Raw genomic sequence first — 20712 nt, forward strand, 5'->3', positions numbered from 1 at the left:
CCATCTTCCATCTAAACCTTGAATTTTAATCATATAAGGTTCAAGACGATTTCTAAACCAAAATAACTCTAATCCTTTTCCTAACCGACATTCTGGAGGAGCAAGTTCTTGGTTGGGGAGTGGTTATATCCCCATAATCAAACTGGCTATAAATACAGGTAACTAATTATAAAGTTAGCAAAATTTTGGCTATTCATTCATGTTATGATAAGTAGCAACGGCAGAAGGTGAAATCCGATTTAAATAGCGGAAAATCCAATATTTAAAAATCGTATCTAAAATTACGGGAAATGTGGCAATAAACAAAAAAATAAAATCACGATTGGCTGCTAATCCCCAATGTCTTGATATCCCTTCTAAAAGAACTTCCCACCCATGGGGAGAGTGGAAACCAACAAAAACATCTGTAAATAAAATGATAATAAATGCTTTAGCACTATCACTCAAACCATACACTACATTATCAAAGAAATCTTTTAAAACGGCAATAGAAGATTTACTCACAAGTAATAAAATAGTGAAAGTAATTACTGCAAAAATATCAGCAAATACATTTTTAATGGCATTATTACCTTCTTTCCTAAATTCCTCCTTTACTTCCTCAGCTTTCTCCTTCAATTTTGTTTCTAATTCTTCAGCCTCAAGCGGAGGTGCATTACTAATTAATGCTTCAAATTTAATTCTTTCTTCAAATCTTTGTAATGTTAATAATCCTTCTTCTTCCATTTCTCCATTTAAGAAAATTTCTACTTTTTTCTCATCGCGGAAATGTTCTACCAATGGTCCGACAATTAAAACCTTTGATAGTTGATGGGTCAGAAGAGGAACAATAATTAGTAAAAGTATAAATCGAATTGAGATAATACTTCTTTGTTGAGCTTTACGAAAATTTTGAACTACATCTTGTTCAGACTCTGGATCTAATTCTACTTGTAGTCGAGTAATAGTATTGAAAATTGAGCGCGGTAAAATACCTGTGGTATTCGTTTTTCCTTTTTTGATGTTTTTGTTAGTCTGATTTGATGTTTTAGGGATAAACGGTTGAGAATTAACTAAATCTGTAGGTAGTGTAACTGTTTGCAAATTTCTATCTTCATAAGTTGGTTCTATATCATTATCGGTGTATTTAGAAGTAACTTGATCAATGAATTCTAGTTTCTCTAAAATTACTGCTGAATTAGTATATTCTATACCCAATTTTAGAGCGGCCTTTTGTTTAGATTCATTCGCAAACCACCGACTAGCTTTAAATTCTGTCAGCCGCATTTGCACAGTTTTTAATAACTTTTGTAAATCTCCTTGAAAATAATCCATGACGCTGGAACTGTGCATGGTAAATTTGGAGTCTATTTTGTTACCATTGAAGTGTTTATCTTCAATGTCCTTAATTTTTATGGCCGCTTGATAAGCTGTATCTAAAGAGCGCTCTGGTGTCAGTAAATACCATCTGTAAGCAGCCAGTAAAAAGGGGTATATTTTTTGGCTAAACACTGTATTTTTCATCGAAATGATTATTTGGCATTATCCACTAAATTCTTAACTTTAAGTTAACGCAAAAACCATGATTTCTGATTCTATTTGGATTTTTGGCACTAGTCGGAGTGGTAAAACTACTCGTTTAGTAAACCATTTTAGCTCTTGGTTGCAAATTAACAATCAAGTTTCTGGTTTATTTTATAACAAAAATATTAACACTTCTCAACCTCAATCTACAGATTCAAGTCTAAAATTACATCAAAAAGAACTAAGTATTTTATTTTTGTCCGCTAATGATGATAACCGCAGAGAATTAGCTGATAGACTTACTGCTTTAACACTAGGAAAATATCCTATTCGCGTCAAAACCCCTTTAGGTTTTTTGCAAGACGAGGTAATTTTATTTTGGCCATTACTAATTAATTCAATGTCTGTCAAAGCGCAATTTCCAGTCAGACTACGTCCAGAAACCGAACAGGAATTGGCAACAAAACTTTGGAGTTCTCAGTTAGATTCAGAGGTTTTGCGGCTTGTCGGTATGAACGAGAATCGTTTGGTAAGACTTATCCTAGACTTATGGCAATTAGCGGCTTATAGTGGTGTACCCTGTGAAAAAATTTCCCAAATATTGGACAGTGGTTTAAAAGATAATTCTATCAATTTAGCGCCGGAATTTTTGGGTTCTTTGCTATTAAATTGGCGAAATTGGTGTTTAGAACGGGGTTTATTGACTTATGCTCTAATTACCGAACTTTATCACCACAAACTATTAACTCATTGTAGCTATCAGGAGCATCTCAAGAAACGCTTCCAGATGATTATAGCAGATGATGTAGATGATTATCCAGCGATCGCTGCTAATTTATTTGAATTTTTATTAGATGCCGGCGCTGTGGGCGCGTTTAGCTATAATCATCATGGGGCGGTACGCTGGGGTTTGGGTGCTGATCCTCAGTATTTATCCAGATTGTCTGGGCGTTGTCAAGTGGAAAATTTAACCAATCCACCCGCGGATAGTTTGGGTTATTCTTTAACTGAGCAAATGGTAGAATTGGTAACACAGCCAATCATGACCTTGAGTTTACCAAGTGGTGTACAACCTATTCAAACTAATTCCCGTGCCCAGTTATTGCGTCAAACCGCCGAAATAATTATTGCTGGGGTGAACTCCGGTAAAGTAGCGGCAGATGAGGTAGTAATTATTGCACCAGGATTAGATGCGATCGCTCGTTATACACTGGTAAAAATATTAACTAAACAAAATATTGAAGTAGAACCTCTCAACGAACAACGCCCTTTAATTAGTTCCTCAGTAGTCAGAGCCTTACTTACCCTCATGGCTCTAGTTTATACTGGTTTGGGGCGGTTAGTAGATAGGAATGCAGTAGCGGAAATGTTGGTGGTTTTGAGTCAATATCACAGCCAAAATGGAGAGGAAACGGAATTCTATCATTCTAAAATAGACCCGGTGCGGGCTGGGTTAATAGCTGATACTTGTTTCGTTCCTCACCCCAACACACCCAATTTATTACCAATAAAAACTTTTGAACGCTGGGACAGAATTGGCCATATTGCTACTGAGTCCTATGAAGAAATATTACAATGGATTGGGAAACAGAGAGAGGAATATCAACACCCTGTTTTTCTATTGTACAAAGCTATTCAAGACTTTATATATAAGGATAAAAATTCTTCATATCAGGAATTAGCAGTATTAAGAGAACTACTAGAATCTGCTCAACATTATTGGGAAATAGATACTCGTTTAAAACAAACTGATTCTCTATTATTCTCACTGCATACACCAGAAGCTCTTAGTATTACCGTTAATGAATTTATTCAACTGCTCCAACGGGGGACAATTACTGCAAATCCCTATCCTATGCGTCCTAGTGGTAATAGTAAAAAAGCTGTCACCTTAGCAACCATATTTCAGTACCGTGCAAGTCGGAAAAATCACCGTTGGCATTTTTGGTTAGATATTGCTTCACCGCTGTGGGCAAAAGGTGGTGCTGCGAGCTTATTTGGTGCTAACTTATTTTTGAGGGATAGATTAGGACAACCTTGGACAGCAGAAAATGAACAATTAGCGGAAGAACAAAGGCTACAAAGAATTATCACCGATTTACTGGCGCGTGTATCTGATAAATTGTATTTGTGTCACAGTGATTTGGCTGTCAATGGACAGGAACAAATGGGACCATTGTTAAACTTAGTTCATTCTTTTCAGGTGGTATAAATAGCTATAAATAAAACCTCTAGTTACATTCCAGAGGCTGATTATAAAAAATTTAAGACTTTTTAGCAATCTGCATTTCCACCAGTGGCGCTAAGATCAGTAGGAATGATCTTATTTCCTGATTGATTTAAACTGAATGAACCAGAAGAGTCTGGTTTAAATATTGCTGGACTAATTCCAGAGTTTGATACTGAAGAATTATACAAAAGAAACTCTCCTGGATAAGTACCACTTTCTCCCGGTTTTAAAGTTTGTTGTTGTAGAGGTAACTTCTCCCCAAAATTATAGAAAGTTCTTGGTGCTTCTGTATTATTTGTAAGTGTAAATCCTCCGACAATATCAGCCGCTTGTTCAGAACTTAATTCAGACAACCAATTTGCATTAAAATCAATTACAGGAGCATCTTTTTCTGTCTTAGAAGTTGTGAAATTTGCTGACAACATAATTTTATATCTCCAAAATACAATAGTTAAAACTAGTCTGCTACAAACAGCTTATGTTTTAGTTAAAGTAATTTAATTAATCCTAAGTTAGATATCTTGAATTGACCCTAAGTTAGATGACTGAAATATTATAACCCACATTCTGTACTTCAATAAGTAGTATACAAAAACTAGATTCACCAAAATTCAAAACTTCGCTAATTTCTATAATTTCTATATAATACTTTAATTGTGTTGTTAGTGGTGCTTGTATTATAACTCTCCGCGATTCTGCATGAAAAAACTTCTAAACCAAAGACACAAAAACGCCCAGAAAAATACTTTGCGTCTTTGCGCCTTTGTGTGAAACCTTCCTTAGCCTACATTAGCAACATAAGGACTTGTTAACTTATCCAATTGCTGAGTTAACAAACTGAGGAATAAACCCACATCTGTTACTACCCCTACAGATTCTATTGAACCACGATCGCTCAATTTCGTCACTACAGCCGGGTTAATATCCACACAAACCATCTTCACACCTGCGGGGGTCATATTTCCCACCCCGATGGAATGTAACATGGAAGATAGCATCAAAATCATATCTGCACCTTGGATAATTTGCGAATATTCCTGTTGTGCTAATATCAAGTTCATTTGGGTGTCGGGTAAAGGTCCATCATCACGAATTGAACCAGCGAGGGAGAAGGGAATATTATTTTTCACACATTCATACATTACCCCACTGATAACTACTCCCGCTTCTACAGCTTTAGAAATACTACCAAATCGGCGGACAGTGTTAATTATCTTTAAATGGTGTCTATGTCCACCGCGTACCGCTACACCGCGCTTCATATCCACACCCAGGGAAGTACCCAGGATATTTTGTTCCATATCATGAACAGCGATCGCATTTCCACCCAAAAGACCTTGAACGTAACCTTCTCTAATCAGTCGTGATAGATGTTCACCACCACCAGTATGAATAACAACTGGACCTGCGGTGACAACTACTTTACCACCACTATCCTTAATTTTACGTAATTCCCAAGCCACTTGTTCCACAACTAATTCTACTCGTTTTTCGCTGGAAACACCAGAGGACATGAAGCTAAATTCTTGGGAGTTGCGTTGTTCTCGTGATTCAGCTTTGCGGACAGTGCGGATACCTAATACATCAACTACTACCTGTTCACCAATTTCTAAATCTCGCAATAGTTTACATTTTGCTACTATACCATTAGTAGTTGTGGAAATAGCGATCGCTCCATCCATGCGTTGATTTTCGACTTTTAGCCATTGTCCATTTACCCGAATTTCTGTAGGATAAATCGTGCTAACATAGAAATCATCAGGAGCTACACCAGCTTGTAATACTGGTTCTAATTTAGAATCTCGTTCATCATGGGGTAAATCAACCGCACCTAAATCAATTAGTTGAGATATAATCCCTTCCATGACATCATGGGATGGTGCAGATACCCGAACCTCAGCCGCGGAGGTGCTTTGACGTTGTTCTCCCAAGTTGAATTTCAGAACTTGGAAACTTCCCCCCATTTCCACGATTAAATCTAAAGCGCGGTTAATTAAACCCGCATCTAGTAAATGCCCTTCCATGCGAACTACACGACTTTCTACAGATACATTAGCGTGTAGTTCTTCTCTCACAGGTTCTGTAACCCGCAAAGTCAAGCATTTAGCAGCACCACCAGCTTTGAGAAATTCCGTCAAAGGAGTTTCAATGACTTGAAAACCAACTTCTGCTAACCGTGATTTTAAACCATCACTGGTCTTGTTCATAATCACGATACTATCAACATTCACCGCATTACAAGCAAAGTTAACAGCATCAGCTTCCGAAATAGGGATGCGCTTTTCTGGTGCGACGCGCATTTCAATAACGCGGTTAGAATAGGAATCAAACGCACCGGGATAATACAGCAAATAACCATTTGCTAAAGGACAAAAACAGGTATCAAGGTGGTAAAAACGCTCATCCATTAAGCGCAGAGAAATCACCTCAATGTCCAACCATTTAGCCAGGAAGGGGTGAGAATCCAATTCTGACCGAAAACCATATCCAGCCCATAACCACCGCCCTTCCCGGTCTAAAAGCGCGTCGCCAGCGCCTTCAAAGGGGAGGTCTTTGGGAAGTGTGTAAACATTAAAACTATTTTGTTCAAACCACTGTTGAAAATACGGTTCTTCCCCTTGACGTTCTTTATGTAAAAAGCGGCTGAGAACGACATTTTTACCGAGGACTAAACCTGCATTAGCACTGAATACCATGTCAGGCCAGCCTTTTTCGGGTTCAACTAAATCAACAATGGCATGATCTTTAATGACATTGTATAATTTATTCCATTGTTCTACTGCGCGATCGCGTGAGGACTTGTGAATATTACCTTCCATCCAAGGATTAATCACATAATCCACATCATAATGGTCGGGAGCGCACATCAAAAACCGAATTTGGGAAACCATAAAAATCTTACTAACTTCTAAAATGCTACTAATGTCTTCTGGATACAGAGTTTTGGTGATCCAATTCTGTCAAATCTGCTACTTAACCTCTACCTTTTGTTCTTGGTAGGCTTTACAAGGATATCGTTATTATTCTATAACTGCTGGGGACGATGTGAGAGGTAACGTCACAAAGGTTGTGTTGTAATGTAATATTAACTTGTTAATTGATGGGTGATTCTGATTATTGGCTGAACTTGCTCTACAATAATTAAAATTTCTTTACAAGATTGTTTTTTGGATGTACTGTATATTAAAATCGTACTATGACTTTCTTTTTACAAAATGGAGAACATAACTATGTTAGCTAATCATATCTCTCCACCAGAAATCAAAATTCTTAAAGAAGGAGAAGAGGTAATAAATTTATGGCCTATAGATTCAGGCTATCATGTTGTTATCAAGAATCAAAAAGGAGAAGTTTTCGTAATTTCCATAAGTCTAGATGAGAACAAAATGCCCAGAATTAACCAAACTCCTAACTTAGTAATTACTCACATAGATGAGACAAATGTCATGGAAGTTAGTACGGTTCAAGAAACTCCACAAGGAAAAGTAAAAGTAACTACTTTTTAGAAAAATTATCAGGTATTTCATATCCATTCAAGGTGTTAATCATGACTAAAAATTCGGAGAGAAATCGGGCAATTACTGTTAGAATTGATATGTTGACAGAAACGGAACAAGAAGAGATTTCTAGTGGAATAAAAAAACTAAAAAAACAAATTGCTCCAGAGGCAAGAGGAACTATAGTTGAAAGAGATATGAAATCTCTTCCCGCACAGGAATTGAAATTTCTTGATTCGAGTGATAGTGATGAATAATATCAAAATGGGAAAACAACGACCTTACGAACATAGGAAAGTACAAAAGGAAGTTAAAGAAGTTGAAGGATATCAATGTATGGTGTGTGGAAAAATTACACAAAAAGCACATGGACATCATCTGATTCCTTACAGCGAAGGAGGAGAAGCTGATCTACAAAATATGATCACGTTCTGTCCAGAGTGTCATCGTAAGTACCATAGTGGTGAATTAAATATAGATATTGATAGGTTTTAATTTAGTGGAATAATAATGAGTAGATTAACACTGAGATTACCAGAAACACTACACCAACATTTAATTAAGTTAGCTGAAATTGAAGCTGTTTCTTTGAATCAATATATAGTTTATGCTTTAACTCGTCAAAATGAAAATCAAATTCTCAAACTTAGGTAGTATTCAAGAAACAGAGTTAGATTTGCGTCCTCTGACAGTAATTATTGGACCAAATAACTCAGGTAAAACTTATATTGCCTATTCTACCTACGGTTTGTGGCAGCGTGCTGGTAGAATTTTACGTACTCCATCATATACTTCTCATAATTTAAAAATTAATCAGCAAGGAGAAGGTACTTGGTCTTTGACAATAGATAATAATCTACTTGATTTATTTATAAAGGATGTGGAAGAAACAGCAAAAAATTTTAAAGGAAGTACGTTAGAATCATTTTTTCAAGATTCTAGTCGCAAGCTTTTTTTGGAAACATCATTTCAACTAATCATTTCTCGTCAAGAAGTGGAAAATGCAATACATCAACTAATTCAACAGAAAGTTTTTGATGTGATGGGTGAAACTTCTATGAAAATTAGTCGCCAAGATGATATTTTATTTTTTAAGATAGATAGTGAAATTGAGGAAATAGATATAAGCTCAAATAATAAATTTACTGATTTAAACAATAGAATAAAATTGTCATTTATACTTATTGTTAAAGCAATACTTTTTCCTAATGCCTTTCCATTTCCGGCTGAACGTAATGCTTTTGTAAATACCTATAAAATATTAGAAAATAGGCGCTATAAACTTCTTAAAGATGCTCAAAGAGCGCAAAGAGAATTATTTAGTACCAGTTTATTTGATCTATCAAAAGATCAAGATGATATTCTTTATCCACAACCAGTAGAAGATTTTTTAGATTTTCTATCTAATATAGAACTTCAGAAAACAACGAAAATTAACCCAAGCGATAAGAATGAATTTCAGAAATTAGCTGATGAAATTGAAAACCAGCTACAAAACAAAAATAAAACTAATCTAAAATCTACTAAACTAGGTGGAAAAGAAATTAAGGTATCAGTTAAAAGAGGTTTAGAAATTGACCTATATAACGCTTCGTCTTCTATAAAACAACTTGCACCATTACTTTTATATTTAAGATATCGTGCAAGTAAAGGTGATTTTCTGGTAATAGATGAACCAGAGATGAACTTACACCCAGAATCACAAGCAAAGCTACTGGAAGCATTATCTATTCTGGTCAATCTTGGCGTAAGAATTTTACTCACAACCCATAGTCCTTATGTTATGGCACATTTGAATAATTTAGTTAATGGTAATCATGAAAATCATGAAATATTAAAACGTCAATCTTCATCTTTATACCTTCAAGATGAAAGAGCATTTTTACCTATGGATAAAGTTAGTGCGTATGAAATGAAAGATAATAAATTAGTTTCATTAAATGATCCAGATTATGGCATTAGATGGGATACTTTAAGTGATGTTTCTGTAGATATTCAACAAAAGTTTTTTCAAATTTATGAAGCAGGACAAGAAAAAGCAGATGAAGCAGAAGAATAATCCTGCTCAAATTCTCAAGGATAAAAAAGATAAACTTGATTGGCAAAATTTTAACTTTCTAGAAAATCTCCTAGTCTTCTGTACAGTACCAGGAAGAAGCGTTCCTAAAGAAAGTAGAGTACATTTTCGGATAACTTTAGATTCTGAAAATCAAGCTATATGTATTTTGTTTGAAATAGATAGAAGAAATGATCCTCTTATTGGAAATCAAGCATTAAAGCGTCCAGATTATATGTCTGTTTATATTGATTCTAATTCTTGTATTTGCACAATTATTGAAATGAAAGGTAAGAATCACAACTCCTTAGAAAATGGAATTGAACAAATTTTAAGGCTAAAAGAAATCTTACAAACTGAGATATCTAATCATTTACCTAGTAAACTAAAAATTAAATATCAAGGAATTTTATTAACTCCATATAATTCACAACCTCCATTAAAGAAAATAGCAGAAATAGCTTCAACTGATTTTATTATTTTACCAATTCAATATAATAATAAAGCAGAATTATTTCCTTATGTTTCAAGGAAAAATGAAATAACTGAAATAAGTAAAAAATATAATCATCAAGAAATTACTGAATCAACAGCCTTGCTTATTGAGGAAATTTTAACAACAAGAGCATTACCAAAGCGTATTCCAGATGAATATTATTCTAAAAACTTTTCCAATAGTCAGGATAGAGAAGGAATTTATATCAATTATTTATTACCAAATGATACCGATTATATAACTTTATTATCGAATACAACACTTACCGAAATTAATATGGAGGAAAATGAATACATGAAAGAGATCATAGAAGAATTAAAGTTACTCAACTTAATAGATAGATTAGCAATCAAGTTTTCAAATACCCAAATATCAAATTATGACAACTAACACAGCTAGTAATCAAAGCTTTAAAACACTGTTACAAGGTTTAGGAAAAGCTTCCGAAAGTCAAATCAAATCAATTTTAGCTGAACGGGAAGTAGTACAACCAGAAGCAGAACTAACTCCTGAAATTATTTCATTGACCAAGTTTTGCGTCCTATTGTGGGCAATTATTTCCGTAATTCCGCTCAAGAATATACCATCTTAGATTTCTTGATTGCCCGTAGCGATCGCCAAATGGAAGCTTCTGACTACATTAAATCTGCTTTGGATGCTTATGATGTGCAAGCCGTGGATTCTTTAATTGGTTTAATTACCCCCGGGCTGAATTAATGCACACTTTAACAGAACGGAAAATCGCGGAGGAACAACGTAAAACTTACGAAGTGCAGCAAATGGCCGAAACTCAACGACAAATGTTGGTCAGGGAAACAGCATTAGCCGATATTCAGCAAGATTTGGTACAATCGGAACAAGGTGTGACAATTGCCGAATTGCAAGCTAACGCCCAAATTCAGCAAGCAACCGGTGAAGCGGAAGCTGTTAAACTAAAAGCTGTCGCTGAGGCTGAAGCTATTCGCGCCCCGGGTAACGCTAAAGCGGAAACCTACCTCGTCCGTGTGCAAGCTTTGGGTTTGCAAGGTTACACGGCTATGCAGTTAATGCAAATTGTGGGCGATCGCAATGTCCGCATTATTCCTGATATCATTGTTGGTGGTAATAATGGCAGTAATAATGGTTTAGCAGATGGTTTATTATCTATGATTCTTTTGAATCAAACTAACAGCAAAACCCATCTAGAATCGAAAATAGTCACACCTCCACAGCTTCCTAATCCTGTAGTTGCTAAACCTGAATCTACTAATCATAATAGTCAGATATAGGTTTAAGTTGAAATAGCATATTTTAGCGATTTTTAGCGATAGCGAACCACTACCTAGGAATCGCTCCTTTTACTTAATTTCCTTTCTTTCCTTATCCGATAATACATCGTGCATTTTAACGACTGCACCAATTACGGCTATTGCTGGGGCAAGAAATCCCTTTTCTGTTACTTGTGCTACAATCGTCCCTAGTTCACCAATTAATTCTTCCTGTTCTGGCCGAGTTCCCCAGCGAATTAAAGCAATGGGTGTATTTAAACTTAAACCAGCAAGAGTAAACTGCTCTACAATGTAGGGCAAATTGTGAATACCCATATAAATGACTATGGTTTCTGCACCATGGGCTATTGCTTGCCAATTTACCTGGGGTTTATACTTACCAGCAGATTCATGTCCAGTAACAAAAGTAACAGAAGAGCTATAAAGGCGATGAGTGAGAGGAATACCAGCATAGGCGGCTGCAGCTATTCCTGATGTAATTCCTGGGACAACTTCTACGGGTATCCCTGCGGCTACTAATTCCGCCATTTCTTCCCCACCACGACCGAAAATAAAAGGATCACCACCTTTGAGACGGACAACAATAGCATTATTTTCCGCTTTTTCAATCAGTAATTGGGTAGTGACTTCCTGTAACAGTGAATGTCTACCCATGCGTTTACCTGCGTTGATTTGTTCTGCTTGGGGATTGATCATTTGTAGCACTTCTGGACTCACCAAAGCATCATAAACAACCACATCTGCACAGGCCAATAAACCTTTTCCTTTGAGGGTCATAAGTCCAGGATCTCCAGGACCTGCACCGACTAAATAGACTTTACCCAAAAATCTTTTCCTCTTTTTTAATGAAATCTCCGATTAAATCAGCAAATTCTGGACTTGTTCCTAAAGGTGGCGCGAGTTGAAAAGTTACTGACGGAAATTTTAATTGTAGCGTTTTTACTGTCTGAGCGATCGCATCAGTGATGCCACCTGTGAATAAAAAGTATGGAAAAATCGCAATTTGTCTATAACCGGCGGTAATCAATTCCTGTGTTCTCTGTTCTAAACTGGGAGGAACGGACCAATAAGCTGTAATTGCACTTACACTGGCAGCTATATTTTCTACAGGGGCATGAGAACCAGCGCGGCGGCTACCATGAGCTAAAATAATTGATATATCTGCTTTGACTGTCATGATCATCCCCGCGAAAAACCTTTCTAATCCAGGATAACTACCAATATAAGGGCGCAATTCTATTTTCATTTCTTGACTTATTGCCTGTTTTGCAAGGGCGATTTCTGCGGGAATATCTGTCATAACATGAAATCCCGGTAATAAGAACAGGGGGATAATTTGCACTATTTTACAGCCAAAAGCTTGAACGTGATTGGCAAAATCTTGAATTTGCTGATGTAAAGGTTGGATATTGGCTTCTAAGGTAGCAACACTGATAAAATTTTCACTTTCGGGTAATATTTTACCTAGTAAAATTGCTAGTTGCTGCATAGAAATATCTGGACGCGGATCAAAACTCCCATGGGATACTAAAAGATAAGCTGTAAAGTTGTTAACTTGCATATTAGGGGGATTGAATAAAATCCAGGGTAAGGTGTGCTAAGATTAGATGTGATCTTGCTATCTCAATTTATCTTATTTCTACTCTGGTTACAGGAATAATAAAGGCATGAATACAATATTTTCATCTCTTACCTTAACAACTGGTAAGGCTTTAACTGTCGTACTAATAGCAATAATTGCAGGTTTAATTCCAATTAATTGCAATTCTGCTTTGGCACAAACAACTACTGAGTTGAACGCTTTTAGAAGCAATTCTTTATCTAAGCATAATAGTTATCGAGCTACCCATCGTAGTCCTAGTATGACAACTAGTAGTTCTGCTAACAACACTGCTCAAGCCTGGGCGCAATACCTAGCGACCAATGGATTGTTTCAACACAGCGCATCTAATCAGCGTAATAATGCTGGAGAAAACTTATATGTCTCCTATACTACAGCACCCTCAATAAACTATGCCACCCTGGCCAACACAGCAGTTCAGTCATGGTACAATGAAGTCAAACTCTATAACTATAATAGTCCAGGATTTTCTTCGGCCACTGGTCATTTTACCCAGGTTGTGTGGAAAAGTAGTACACAATTGGGTTGTGGTACGGCAAAAGGTACTAAAACTCTGAATGGTACTAAATATAATGCTTTCTATGTTGTCTGTCATTATTTACCTGCTGGTAATGTGCAAGGGCAATTTCCCGCTAACGTCTTGAAACCGTAGTTAAGTGGGTGGTTATGAACCGTATCTACATAGGTAAAACCCACCTGTTCGGGTTTCAAAGCTTTGATTTTTCTAAGTCCGCACTGACGGACTTTTTTTATGGACTTAATTGAAGAAATAGGGTTTTGATCTTATTACTATGATTATGAAATAAAATCAGACACCTATTTCTAATTTACCATCTTTAACTAATTTAAACTTTGTTCCTCGCCATTTAATAGTATTACCAAAAAAGCCACAACACCAAATTATAAATCTTACTATATCTGCAATAGGAATTAACCAAAAATACTTTTTAGTTACAGAATCATTAAGAAGTTTTACCCCTATTAACCAAGCCATAATCAATCGCATTAAGAAAGTGATAGAGAAAACTAACCAAGAAAAAATAGAACCACTATTAGTTATTAATAATAGTAAACTAGAAATTGTGCCAAAAGTAAATATTAATCCCCCATAACCCCACGGACGAGAAACACGAATACAACGAGCCCAACGAATTTGACGATTAATAGAATCTAATAAACTACTATGTCCTAATCCGTGTTCTACAATATAGTTAGATAATACTACTTTTTCACCTATTTGAGTTGGTAAATAGCCAAGTTGATAGTCGTCTGCTAAATAATCAGCTACAGCCGCAAAACCGCCAATTTTTGTTAATGTGGTTTTACGAATGACAATGGTTGAACCTAAAGCAAATTTTATCCCTTCTAATTGTTTGCTAACTAAAATACCGACTTGAAAATCTGTGGCTGTACAAATAGCCTCTAAAATAGTCGCTATTCCTTGGGCTGTCGAACGATATAAACAGGTAACAACACCGACTTTTTGATCTTGTAATGGTTGAATGACTGTTTTTAAATATTCGGAACCGACACGAATATCACTATCAGCAATTACTAAAATATCATATTTAGCAATAGTGACAGCATTAGCTAAATTACTAATTTTCAAATTTGCGCCGATAATCTGATCTTTTACTAATAAATTAATATCTATTTCTGGGAATTGTTGAATTAGTTTCTCAATTACTTCTATACTAGGGTCTGTAGAACTGCGGACACTAAAAATTATTTGATATTGGGGATAATTTTGTTGACAAAATGAAGCTAAGTTGGTATAAGTTCCCTGATCTATACCACAAAGGGGTTTTAGAATAGTGACAGGGGGATGAAATTCCGGGTTTATGGGGGGAGAGTCCCGCAAAAAAATGATCGCTGTATAAACCCCATAGGTGTAGAATAAAACGGCTGATAAACAAAGAATTAAAATCAAGGGAAGGGAGTCAGGGACTAAAACAACTGACAACTGACTATTAACAATTGACATAATGAATCTAATCTACTTTCTTTTAAGTTCTTCTTGGACAATGGTAGCAATAGCCATTATTACAGGTTTTTTGAGTGGTGGTAGTAGTGCGGGATTAATTGCTTTAATTAGTAGTGCTGCGAGTAAAAGCAATGCTGCACCTCTGACAACTATAGCCTGGGGTTTCGTCGCTTTAGTTACCGTGGCCTTAATTACCGGCGTGATTTCCCAAATCATGTTAATTCGCTTATCTCAAAATGCGGTTTTGCAATTAAGAATGCGGTTAAGTCGGCAAATATTAGCTTCAGAATTAAGTCATTTAGAACAATTAGGAAATCCCCGGTTATTAGCAACTTTAACAGAAGATGTTCAAGCGGTAGCCAATGCTGTTTATGTTATTCCCTTTTTATGTATTGATATTTCCATGGCTTTGGGATGTTTATTATATATAACATGGCTATCTTGGTTAGTATTTATCATGGTTGTGGTTTTAATGATTGCGGCTATTGCTAGTTGTAAATGGTTATTAGATAGAGGGGAGAAATTATTAGCTTTAGCCCGTGAAGATCAGGATAGTTTATTTAATAATTTTAGCACAATTACGGCGGGAATAAAAGAACTAAAATTACATTATCAACGGCGGCAATTTTTCCTGAGTAATCGTTTAGAAACTACAGCCAGTAGATTTAGAAATCATAATGTCCAAGGTTTAACCTTATTTGCCACAACTACCAGTTGGGGAAAATTAATATTTTTCTTTGCCATTGGTTTTGTCCTTTTCATTTTACCACATTTATTCGCCATTGATGCGGAAACTTTATCTGGTTATATTCTCACATTTACTTATTTAATGTTACCTATGGATAATATTTCCAATAATTTACCATTAATTAGTAAAGCCAGCGTAGCATTACAAAAAATTGAATCTTTAGGTTTATCCTTAGCCAGTCGGGCAGAACTTGCCACTGCACCTCCTAATTCTCTCATAAATTGGCACAGTTTACAACTTCAAAATATTACGCATACTTATTACACAGACAAAGAAGATAATAGCTTTATTCTTGGTCCAATTAATCTTACCCTTTATCCTCAAGAACTAGTTTTTATTGTTGGTGGTAATGGTAGTGGTAAATCATCTTTAGCTAAATTAATTACAGGGTTATATATTCCTGAAAATGGAGAAATTATTTTAGATAAAAATTTGATTACAGAAGCCAACCGCGAATGGTATCGGCAACATTTCTCAGTCATATTTTCTGACTTCTATTTATTTGAAGAACTACTAGGATTAGCTAATAATAACTTAGATATTCAAGCCCAAAAATATTTAGAGAAATTGCAACTTGATCATAAAGTCAAAATCGAAAATGGACAACTTTCCACCACAGCGCTGTCCCAAGGACAAAGAAAACGCCTAGCATTACTAACAGCATATTTAGAAAATCGGCAAATTTATCTATTTGATGAATGGGCTGCTGATCAAGATCCATTATTCAAAGATGTATTCTATACTCAATTATTACCAGAATTGAAAGCACAAGGAAAAACAATCTTAGTAATTAGTCATGACGATCATTATTTTGATTTAGCCGATAGAATTATTAAATTAAACCATGGTAAAATTGAATTTGATAAACTTCCACAAACTTAGAAAATCAGAACTTATACCAATTTTCTATGAAGATGCACATAATCAGATGTAGTCCCCCCTTGCTAAGAACCCCCCTGTAGTCCCCCCTTGCTAAGGGGGGACGGCGAAGCCGGGGGGTAAATTATATGCAACTTTACAAAGAAATGGTATTACGCAAAATATCTCTCAAACCCTCTTTCTCTGCGTCCTCCGCGCCTCTGTGGTTCGTTTTCCCTAATAAATTAAAATTGTGAGGAATTAATCATGACAGAACCTAAAAACGTACTGGGAACAAAATTAGAACTTTGCTGCACTTCTCCCATGACTGGCTTTTACCGTGACGGATTTTGTACCACAGGTGGACAAGATACGGGAATGCACGTCGTTTGCGCTCAAGTCACAGAGGAATTTTTACAATATACTAAATCCCAGGGTAATGATTTGAGTACACCTGCACCTTATTTTAGCTTTCCCGGCTTAAAACCCGGTGATTGTTGGTGTTTATGTGCTGCAAGGTGGCAAGAAGCCCTAGAAGATGGTGTTGCACCTCCCGTAGTTTTAGAAGCTACTCATGCTAGGGCGTTGGAAGTTTGTAATTTAGCAGATTTGCAAAAACATCGAGTAATTCGTAATTAGAAATCCCCTATTAATTGAAAGTTACTAAACCTGACATTCTGGATTTTTTCGATAATCAGGAGTAGCATCAGGATAAAAGGTACGAATACCACCTTTTTTAGCAACAAAAACATTAACAAATGTTTTCTTATCATCAGTTACAGTCAGCAAACAAGCTTTAGATGTAGGTTCTGAATTGGGGTTATTTTTGTATGCTTTCGCTGCAATTGTTAAAATCTCTTCTGCATTGAGAGTGTAACCATATCCTTTTAGTGGATCATTGACAGTCCTTCCACCCACTTTCATTTTAACACCAAAGGAATAAACAGCACCTGGTTTAACTTCAGATGTACTCACAGACTTGGGTAAAATTCCAGCAATACGTTTATTTTGTAAATCCAAGTAACGTCCAGCAAAATGTAAACCACCAATTTTATTTTTTTCTGGTTCACCACAAAAAACATGATCAAATCCTTTAGCATTAAACCAAAGATTAGTTAGATCTTCCAGAAATTCTTGATTAGAAGTTCTTTTCGGAAAAATATAACCCCCAAGATTATTTTTAATATTGCTGAAAACATCGGGAAAACTGTTAAACATGGTTTTAAACCTAGCGGGTTTAACTACTGTTCCCACTTCTCCACACAGTTGATTAACTGCTTTATCAAACTTATTCAACATAGGAGCGGGAGGAGTTAAATCTTGTACACCACCAAATTTAACCTTGACAGGATTCTTTGTATTGTCAAAGAAAGGTAAAAATTCCTCTGCACTCACTAAAGTGGGACTAAATAGAGTGGTGATGAAAAATAGTTCTGCTGCTAAAATTAAGCACCGAAATTCATGCAAATTTTTACAACTTTGAACATTGATGGTTTTAGACAAGAGGTTTAATATCATTGAAATCTCACTAGTATTATTGTGAATACTTGCACATTACTAATATGAAACTATATAGTAGTGTCAATTATTCTTAATAAATCTTAAAATGATTTGCTAATTAAAATCCATCATCTCCCCAAATTCTTCCATCATTTTTTCCAGTAGTTCTTCCATCATATCTTCCTGATTAGAACGGAGACTTTGTGGACCTGCGAGAAATTCTTTAATAGTTATTTTCTTATCTTTAAAATCTTGAACAAAATCACGAATTTCCGCAACTATTTTAGTTTGAGCTTGCATGGTTTCCAGCATTAATGTAATACAATCAACACCTTGTTTAGCGGCTTTTTTATAATCTGCAACCATTGATCCTTCTGGGGTATTTTTTGCTAACCGGAGTTCCTGTTTTAATTTGTCATATTGATTTTTAAGAATTTGATTTTGTTGTTCTATATTTTTACATTTACGAGTTAAATCATCTTCGCTATTATTATCAATTGTTTCTCCGACTTCATATTTACGTTCAATTTCTAAAAGTCTCGCTAAATCTCCTTCTTTATAAGCTTTATTAATTTCTTTCATGATTTCTGTGTGAGTCATTTGGGTTTCATTGTCTTTAACCTTATCAGGATGAAAGATTTCCGCTAACCGCAAAAATGTCTGTCGGATTTTTCTCGAATCGTCTGTTCTCGGTACTGTGGGAGATTGTGAATCTTGTTCTGCTTCCCAAAATTGACGACGACGTTGATGATTTTCCTGGGAATCATCATTTTCAAATAGTTCATTTAATTCTTCATTATCATCATTTTCTTCTTCTTCTTCTTCAATATGTTTATAACTAATAATTCCTCCTATTTGCAAACTTCTGTACAGTGATTGAATATTTTTCTGGGTTTGCTTTCCCATTTTTCTTGTAGTTAAAATTTCGGTAAATAAACCATGAATTTCTGTATCTAATTCTGCCATTTTTTTCATATTGGGACTAACTCGCTGAAATACCTCTGTCGCTAAAGAACGCATTTTTTCAACGAAGTTATTTAATTCTGTCCGCTTTTTTTTAATCTGCTTTAATAGAGATTGGTGCTCTTTCTCTAAACCCTCTAACTGAAGATGTAAGTCCGATAGTGCTAGGGGAGTTACTGTATTTGAGGATACTGTTTTTGTTTTGCGTACCATAGCAGATGCAATTAAGTTTAGGTTTAATAAAAGAAATACATTTATTATTTTATTATTTTAAGTTAATTTTGACAATAATCAGGGTTCTCAGGTGGTAAATTTAGTTTTATCCTTAGTTCTGGATCATAACAGGCTTTTTCCCAGTTTTTTGCAGATTTGACTTGTTCAGCAGTTAGATTTTTAGCTTCAATAAAATTAGCACAAATATATTTTTCATAACTTGTAGCTTGATCAAAAACATCACCGCACATTATAGCATCTTTGAACTTTGTATCTTCTAGATCCGCTCCTTGAAAATTTGCTCCTTTAATTTTTGATTCCTTTAGATTAGCCTTATAAAGATGGGCTTTTTGAAATTTAGCTTGTTCAAGGTATGCTTTTTGTAAATTAGCATCAATAAGATTGGTTTCTCGAAAATCTATTTTAGATAAAGAAGCATCATAAAAATTACTTTGATAAAGATTTGCTTTCCTTAAATTACTACATTTTTCTTGTGTACATTCCAATATTGCACGTTTAAAACTTGTCTGAGCCAGCTTGCCATTCTCTAATTTAATTCCGCTTAAATTAGCTCTATCCAAAACTAAGTTCCATAATTCAACACCGTTTTCATTCAAGTCTTGTAAAGCTGAAATTCTTCCACCACTAACTTCTTTTCCAGCAGCATTATTAATGATTGTCCAAGCTTGAAATTCTTTTTGTTTTTGCCTTTGTGGTGCTTCCCAATAATACTTTAATACTCCTGAAATCAAACTAATTAAAAGTCCTTTTTCTACAATTATTATCAAAACTTTTTTAGCCAATTGTTTTTTAGGAAACTCTAGGAAATATCTTAACCATTCTTTGAAAACCCACGGTTTTTGTGGATATTGCGGAATATATTCTTTATTTGGCAGATATGTTTCATATAAACGACGGTAAGTTTCAGCAGATAAACCGGCTTTTTCTGCCTCTTTTTCTAACAATGCAAATTGATATTCACGAGTTAAAGGATCAGAAATTTCTGCAATAATCAAAAATTTCTCTCGCAGTTCCTTAACTTCCGATATTTCTTGTAAATGTAAATGTTTGTCCACTTGAGAACTATTCTGTTGTTTAGATTTATCTGTACTCATTGCTCAAATATATCCTCGTGATTTTTTAAGACTATGCCAAAATTTTAAATGCTAAGAAAGACGTTTTATAAAACGTCTCTACATTATTTTTCACTAGATATCTATTGATTATGGAAAAAGTCTTCGACATCCTTTACAAATTTCTATTTCTCTCTGGGTATTAGCATTACGACAAATATTATCACACTGCCTTTTTAAAGCAGCAAATACTATAGTTGAAGCCGTTGAACTTGAGGGTGCAGTAAAAGTAGCTAATATTAAAGTTGGACTACTTGTTTGTTGTTTGTCAGGAGTAGTAACTTCAAAATCAAATTTGTGATTACCAATACTGTTTGCTGTTGTGTGAAATTTATCATCTATTTCTTCACCGCTTAGTAATTGCGATAAAAGTCGAATAGATGCTTCACCTCGTAAGATGGATTGTGTTAACTTTTTTGCTAACTCTTTATCCTCATCATTTAAATTATCCCATGCAGATGGTAGTAAAACTTTGTCCGTCATAAGTGTAAATGTAACTAGAACAAATAAAATGTACCATAATCAGTATCAGAAATGTTGAATGTCGTTACAAAACTTTACATATTTAAGTATACTAGTATTATCAAGGGTAAAAATGTCAACATTTCATAATATCTTCCATCCAATGAACATAACTGATTT

Annotated in this window: 21 protein-coding genes and 1 pseudogene; 12 read left to right on the forward strand and 10 right to left on the reverse strand. The window is 35.2% G+C overall.

Annotated features, from left to right (window positions below):
* Positions 1-189: 189 nt before the first annotated feature.
* Positions 190-1503 carry a proton extrusion protein PcxA gene (locus tag H6G44_RS00915; RefSeq protein ID WP_199291755.1) on the reverse strand — a complete coding sequence of 438 codons (1314 nt, stop codon included), beginning with the start codon at positions 1501-1503 and terminating at the stop codon, positions 190-192.
* Between the two features lie 58 nt (positions 1504-1561).
* Between H6G44_RS00915 and H6G44_RS00920 the strand changes: the two genes are divergently transcribed.
* Positions 1562-3715 carry a recombinase family protein gene (locus tag H6G44_RS00920; RefSeq protein WP_190386039.1) on the forward strand — a complete coding sequence of 718 codons (2154 nt, stop codon included), beginning with the start codon at positions 1562-1564 and terminating at the stop codon, positions 3713-3715.
* A 62-nt stretch (positions 3716-3777) separates the two neighbouring features.
* Here the strand turns inward: H6G44_RS00920 and H6G44_RS00925 are convergent, their stop codons facing one another.
* Both H6G44_RS00925 and argZ read right to left on the reverse strand, forming a co-directional pair.
* On the reverse strand, positions 3778-4158 hold the full coding sequence (locus H6G44_RS00925; RefSeq protein ID WP_190386038.1) for a hypothetical protein: 381 nt from the start codon (positions 4156-4158) through the stop codon (positions 3778-3780).
* 354 nt (positions 4159-4512) lie between these two features.
* A complete protein-coding gene (gene argZ, locus H6G44_RS00930) occupies positions 4513-6624 on the reverse strand; it encodes a bifunctional arginine dihydrolase/ornithine cyclodeaminase (RefSeq protein WP_190386037.1) in 2112 nt (703 codons plus the stop codon).
* Between the two features lie 339 nt (positions 6625-6963).
* Between argZ and H6G44_RS00935 the strand changes: the two genes are divergently transcribed.
* The 8 genes and pseudogenes from H6G44_RS00935 to H6G44_RS00970 all read left to right on the forward strand — a co-directional run.
* Positions 6964-7239 (forward strand): hypothetical protein, encoded by a 276-nt coding sequence (locus tag H6G44_RS00935; RefSeq protein ID WP_190386036.1) that lies wholly within the window; start codon positions 6964-6966, stop codon positions 7237-7239.
* A 41-nt stretch (positions 7240-7280) separates the two neighbouring features.
* On the forward strand, positions 7281-7487 hold the full coding sequence (locus H6G44_RS00940) for a hypothetical protein (protein WP_190386035.1): 207 nt from the start codon (positions 7281-7283) through the stop codon (positions 7485-7487).
* Between the two features lie 7 nt (positions 7488-7494).
* Complete coding sequence (locus H6G44_RS00945) at positions 7495-7725, forward strand: HNH endonuclease signature motif containing protein (protein WP_104388058.1); 231 nt, start codon at positions 7495-7497, stop codon at positions 7723-7725.
* A gap of 15 nt (positions 7726-7740) precedes the next feature.
* On the forward strand, positions 7741-7884 hold the full coding sequence (locus H6G44_RS00950; protein ID WP_190386034.1) for a toxin-antitoxin system HicB family antitoxin: 144 nt from the start codon (positions 7741-7743) through the stop codon (positions 7882-7884).
* The gene (locus H6G44_RS00955; protein WP_190386033.1) at positions 7856-9289 is read left to right on the forward strand and encodes an ATP-binding protein; all 1434 of its coding nucleotides are present in this window, start codon (positions 7856-7858) and stop codon (positions 9287-9289) included. Before H6G44_RS00950 ends, H6G44_RS00955 begins: the two co-directional genes overlap by 29 nt.
* Positions 9273-10172, forward strand: coding sequence for a hypothetical protein (locus H6G44_RS00960; RefSeq protein ID WP_190386032.1), 900 nt, complete (start codon positions 9273-9275; stop codon positions 10170-10172). The genes H6G44_RS00955 and H6G44_RS00960 overlap by 17 nt, the downstream gene beginning before the upstream one ends.
* Positions 10162-10374: a hypothetical protein gene (locus H6G44_RS00965; RefSeq protein WP_190386031.1), complete on the forward strand. Its 213-nt coding sequence runs from the start codon at positions 10162-10164 to the stop codon at positions 10372-10374. The genes H6G44_RS00960 and H6G44_RS00965 overlap by 11 nt, the downstream gene beginning before the upstream one ends.
* Positions 10305-11050: pseudogene (locus tag H6G44_RS00970) on the forward strand (SPFH domain-containing protein); the annotation flags it as partial. The gene H6G44_RS00965 and the pseudogene H6G44_RS00970, both read left to right, overlap by 70 nt.
* Positions 11051-11119: 69 nt before the next feature.
* Here the strand turns inward: H6G44_RS00970 and cobA are convergent.
* Entirely contained in the window at positions 11120-11875 is a 756-nt protein-coding gene (gene cobA / locus H6G44_RS00975) for a uroporphyrinogen-III C-methyltransferase (protein WP_190386030.1), read from the reverse strand.
* Positions 11868-12611: a sirohydrochlorin chelatase gene (locus H6G44_RS00980; protein WP_190386029.1), complete on the reverse strand. Its 744-nt coding sequence runs from the start codon at positions 12609-12611 to the stop codon at positions 11868-11870. The genes cobA and H6G44_RS00980 overlap by 8 nt, the downstream gene beginning before the upstream one ends.
* Before the next feature lie 106 nt (positions 12612-12717).
* On the opposite strand from H6G44_RS00980, the gene H6G44_RS00985 reads away from it, so the two are divergent.
* Entirely contained in the window at positions 12718-13323 is a 606-nt protein-coding gene (locus H6G44_RS00985; RefSeq protein ID WP_190386028.1) for a CAP family protein, read from the forward strand.
* A 156-nt stretch (positions 13324-13479) separates the two neighbouring features.
* Here the strand turns inward: H6G44_RS00985 and hpnI are convergent, their stop codons facing one another.
* Complete coding sequence (gene hpnI, locus H6G44_RS00990) at positions 13480-14655, reverse strand: bacteriohopanetetrol glucosamine biosynthesis glycosyltransferase HpnI (protein ID WP_190386027.1); 1176 nt, start codon at positions 14653-14655, stop codon at positions 13480-13482.
* Position 14656: 1 nt separating this feature from the next.
* Between hpnI and H6G44_RS00995 the strand changes: the two genes are divergently transcribed.
* Together H6G44_RS00995 and H6G44_RS01000 are read left to right on the forward strand one after the other, a co-directional pair.
* Entirely contained in the window at positions 14657-16285 is a 1629-nt protein-coding gene (locus H6G44_RS00995; RefSeq protein ID WP_190386026.1) for a cyclic peptide export ABC transporter, read from the forward strand.
* A gap of 243 nt (positions 16286-16528) precedes the next feature.
* Entirely contained in the window at positions 16529-16900 is a 372-nt protein-coding gene (locus tag H6G44_RS01000) for a DUF2237 family protein (RefSeq protein ID WP_190386025.1), read from the forward strand.
* 24 nt (positions 16901-16924) lie between these two features.
* Here H6G44_RS01000 and H6G44_RS01005 read toward each other — a convergent pair whose 3' ends face one another.
* From H6G44_RS01005 to H6G44_RS01020, 4 genes are all read right to left on the reverse strand, one after another.
* On the reverse strand, positions 16925-17779 hold the full coding sequence (locus H6G44_RS01005; RefSeq protein ID WP_190386024.1) for an EndoU domain-containing protein: 855 nt from the start codon (positions 17777-17779) through the stop codon (positions 16925-16927).
* Positions 17780-17875: 96 nt separating this feature from the next.
* Complete coding sequence (locus tag H6G44_RS01010; RefSeq protein WP_190386023.1) at positions 17876-18937, reverse strand: J domain-containing protein; 1062 nt, start codon at positions 18935-18937, stop codon at positions 17876-17878.
* A gap of 62 nt (positions 18938-18999) precedes the next feature.
* Positions 19000-20052, reverse strand: a complete 1053-nt coding sequence (locus tag H6G44_RS01015) for a pentapeptide repeat-containing protein (RefSeq protein ID WP_190386022.1) — start codon at positions 20050-20052, stop codon at positions 19000-19002.
* A 108-nt stretch (positions 20053-20160) separates the two neighbouring features.
* The gene (locus tag H6G44_RS01020; RefSeq protein WP_190386021.1) at positions 20161-20553 is read right to left on the reverse strand and encodes a hypothetical protein; all 393 of its coding nucleotides are present in this window, start codon (positions 20551-20553) and stop codon (positions 20161-20163) included.
* Between the last annotated feature and the right edge of the window lie 159 nt (positions 20554-20712).

The organism is Aphanizomenon flos-aquae FACHB-1287 (assembly GCF_014698755.1).
GTDB classification, from domain to species: Bacteria; Cyanobacteriota; Cyanobacteriia; order Cyanobacteriales; family Nostocaceae; genus Dolichospermum; species Dolichospermum flosaquae.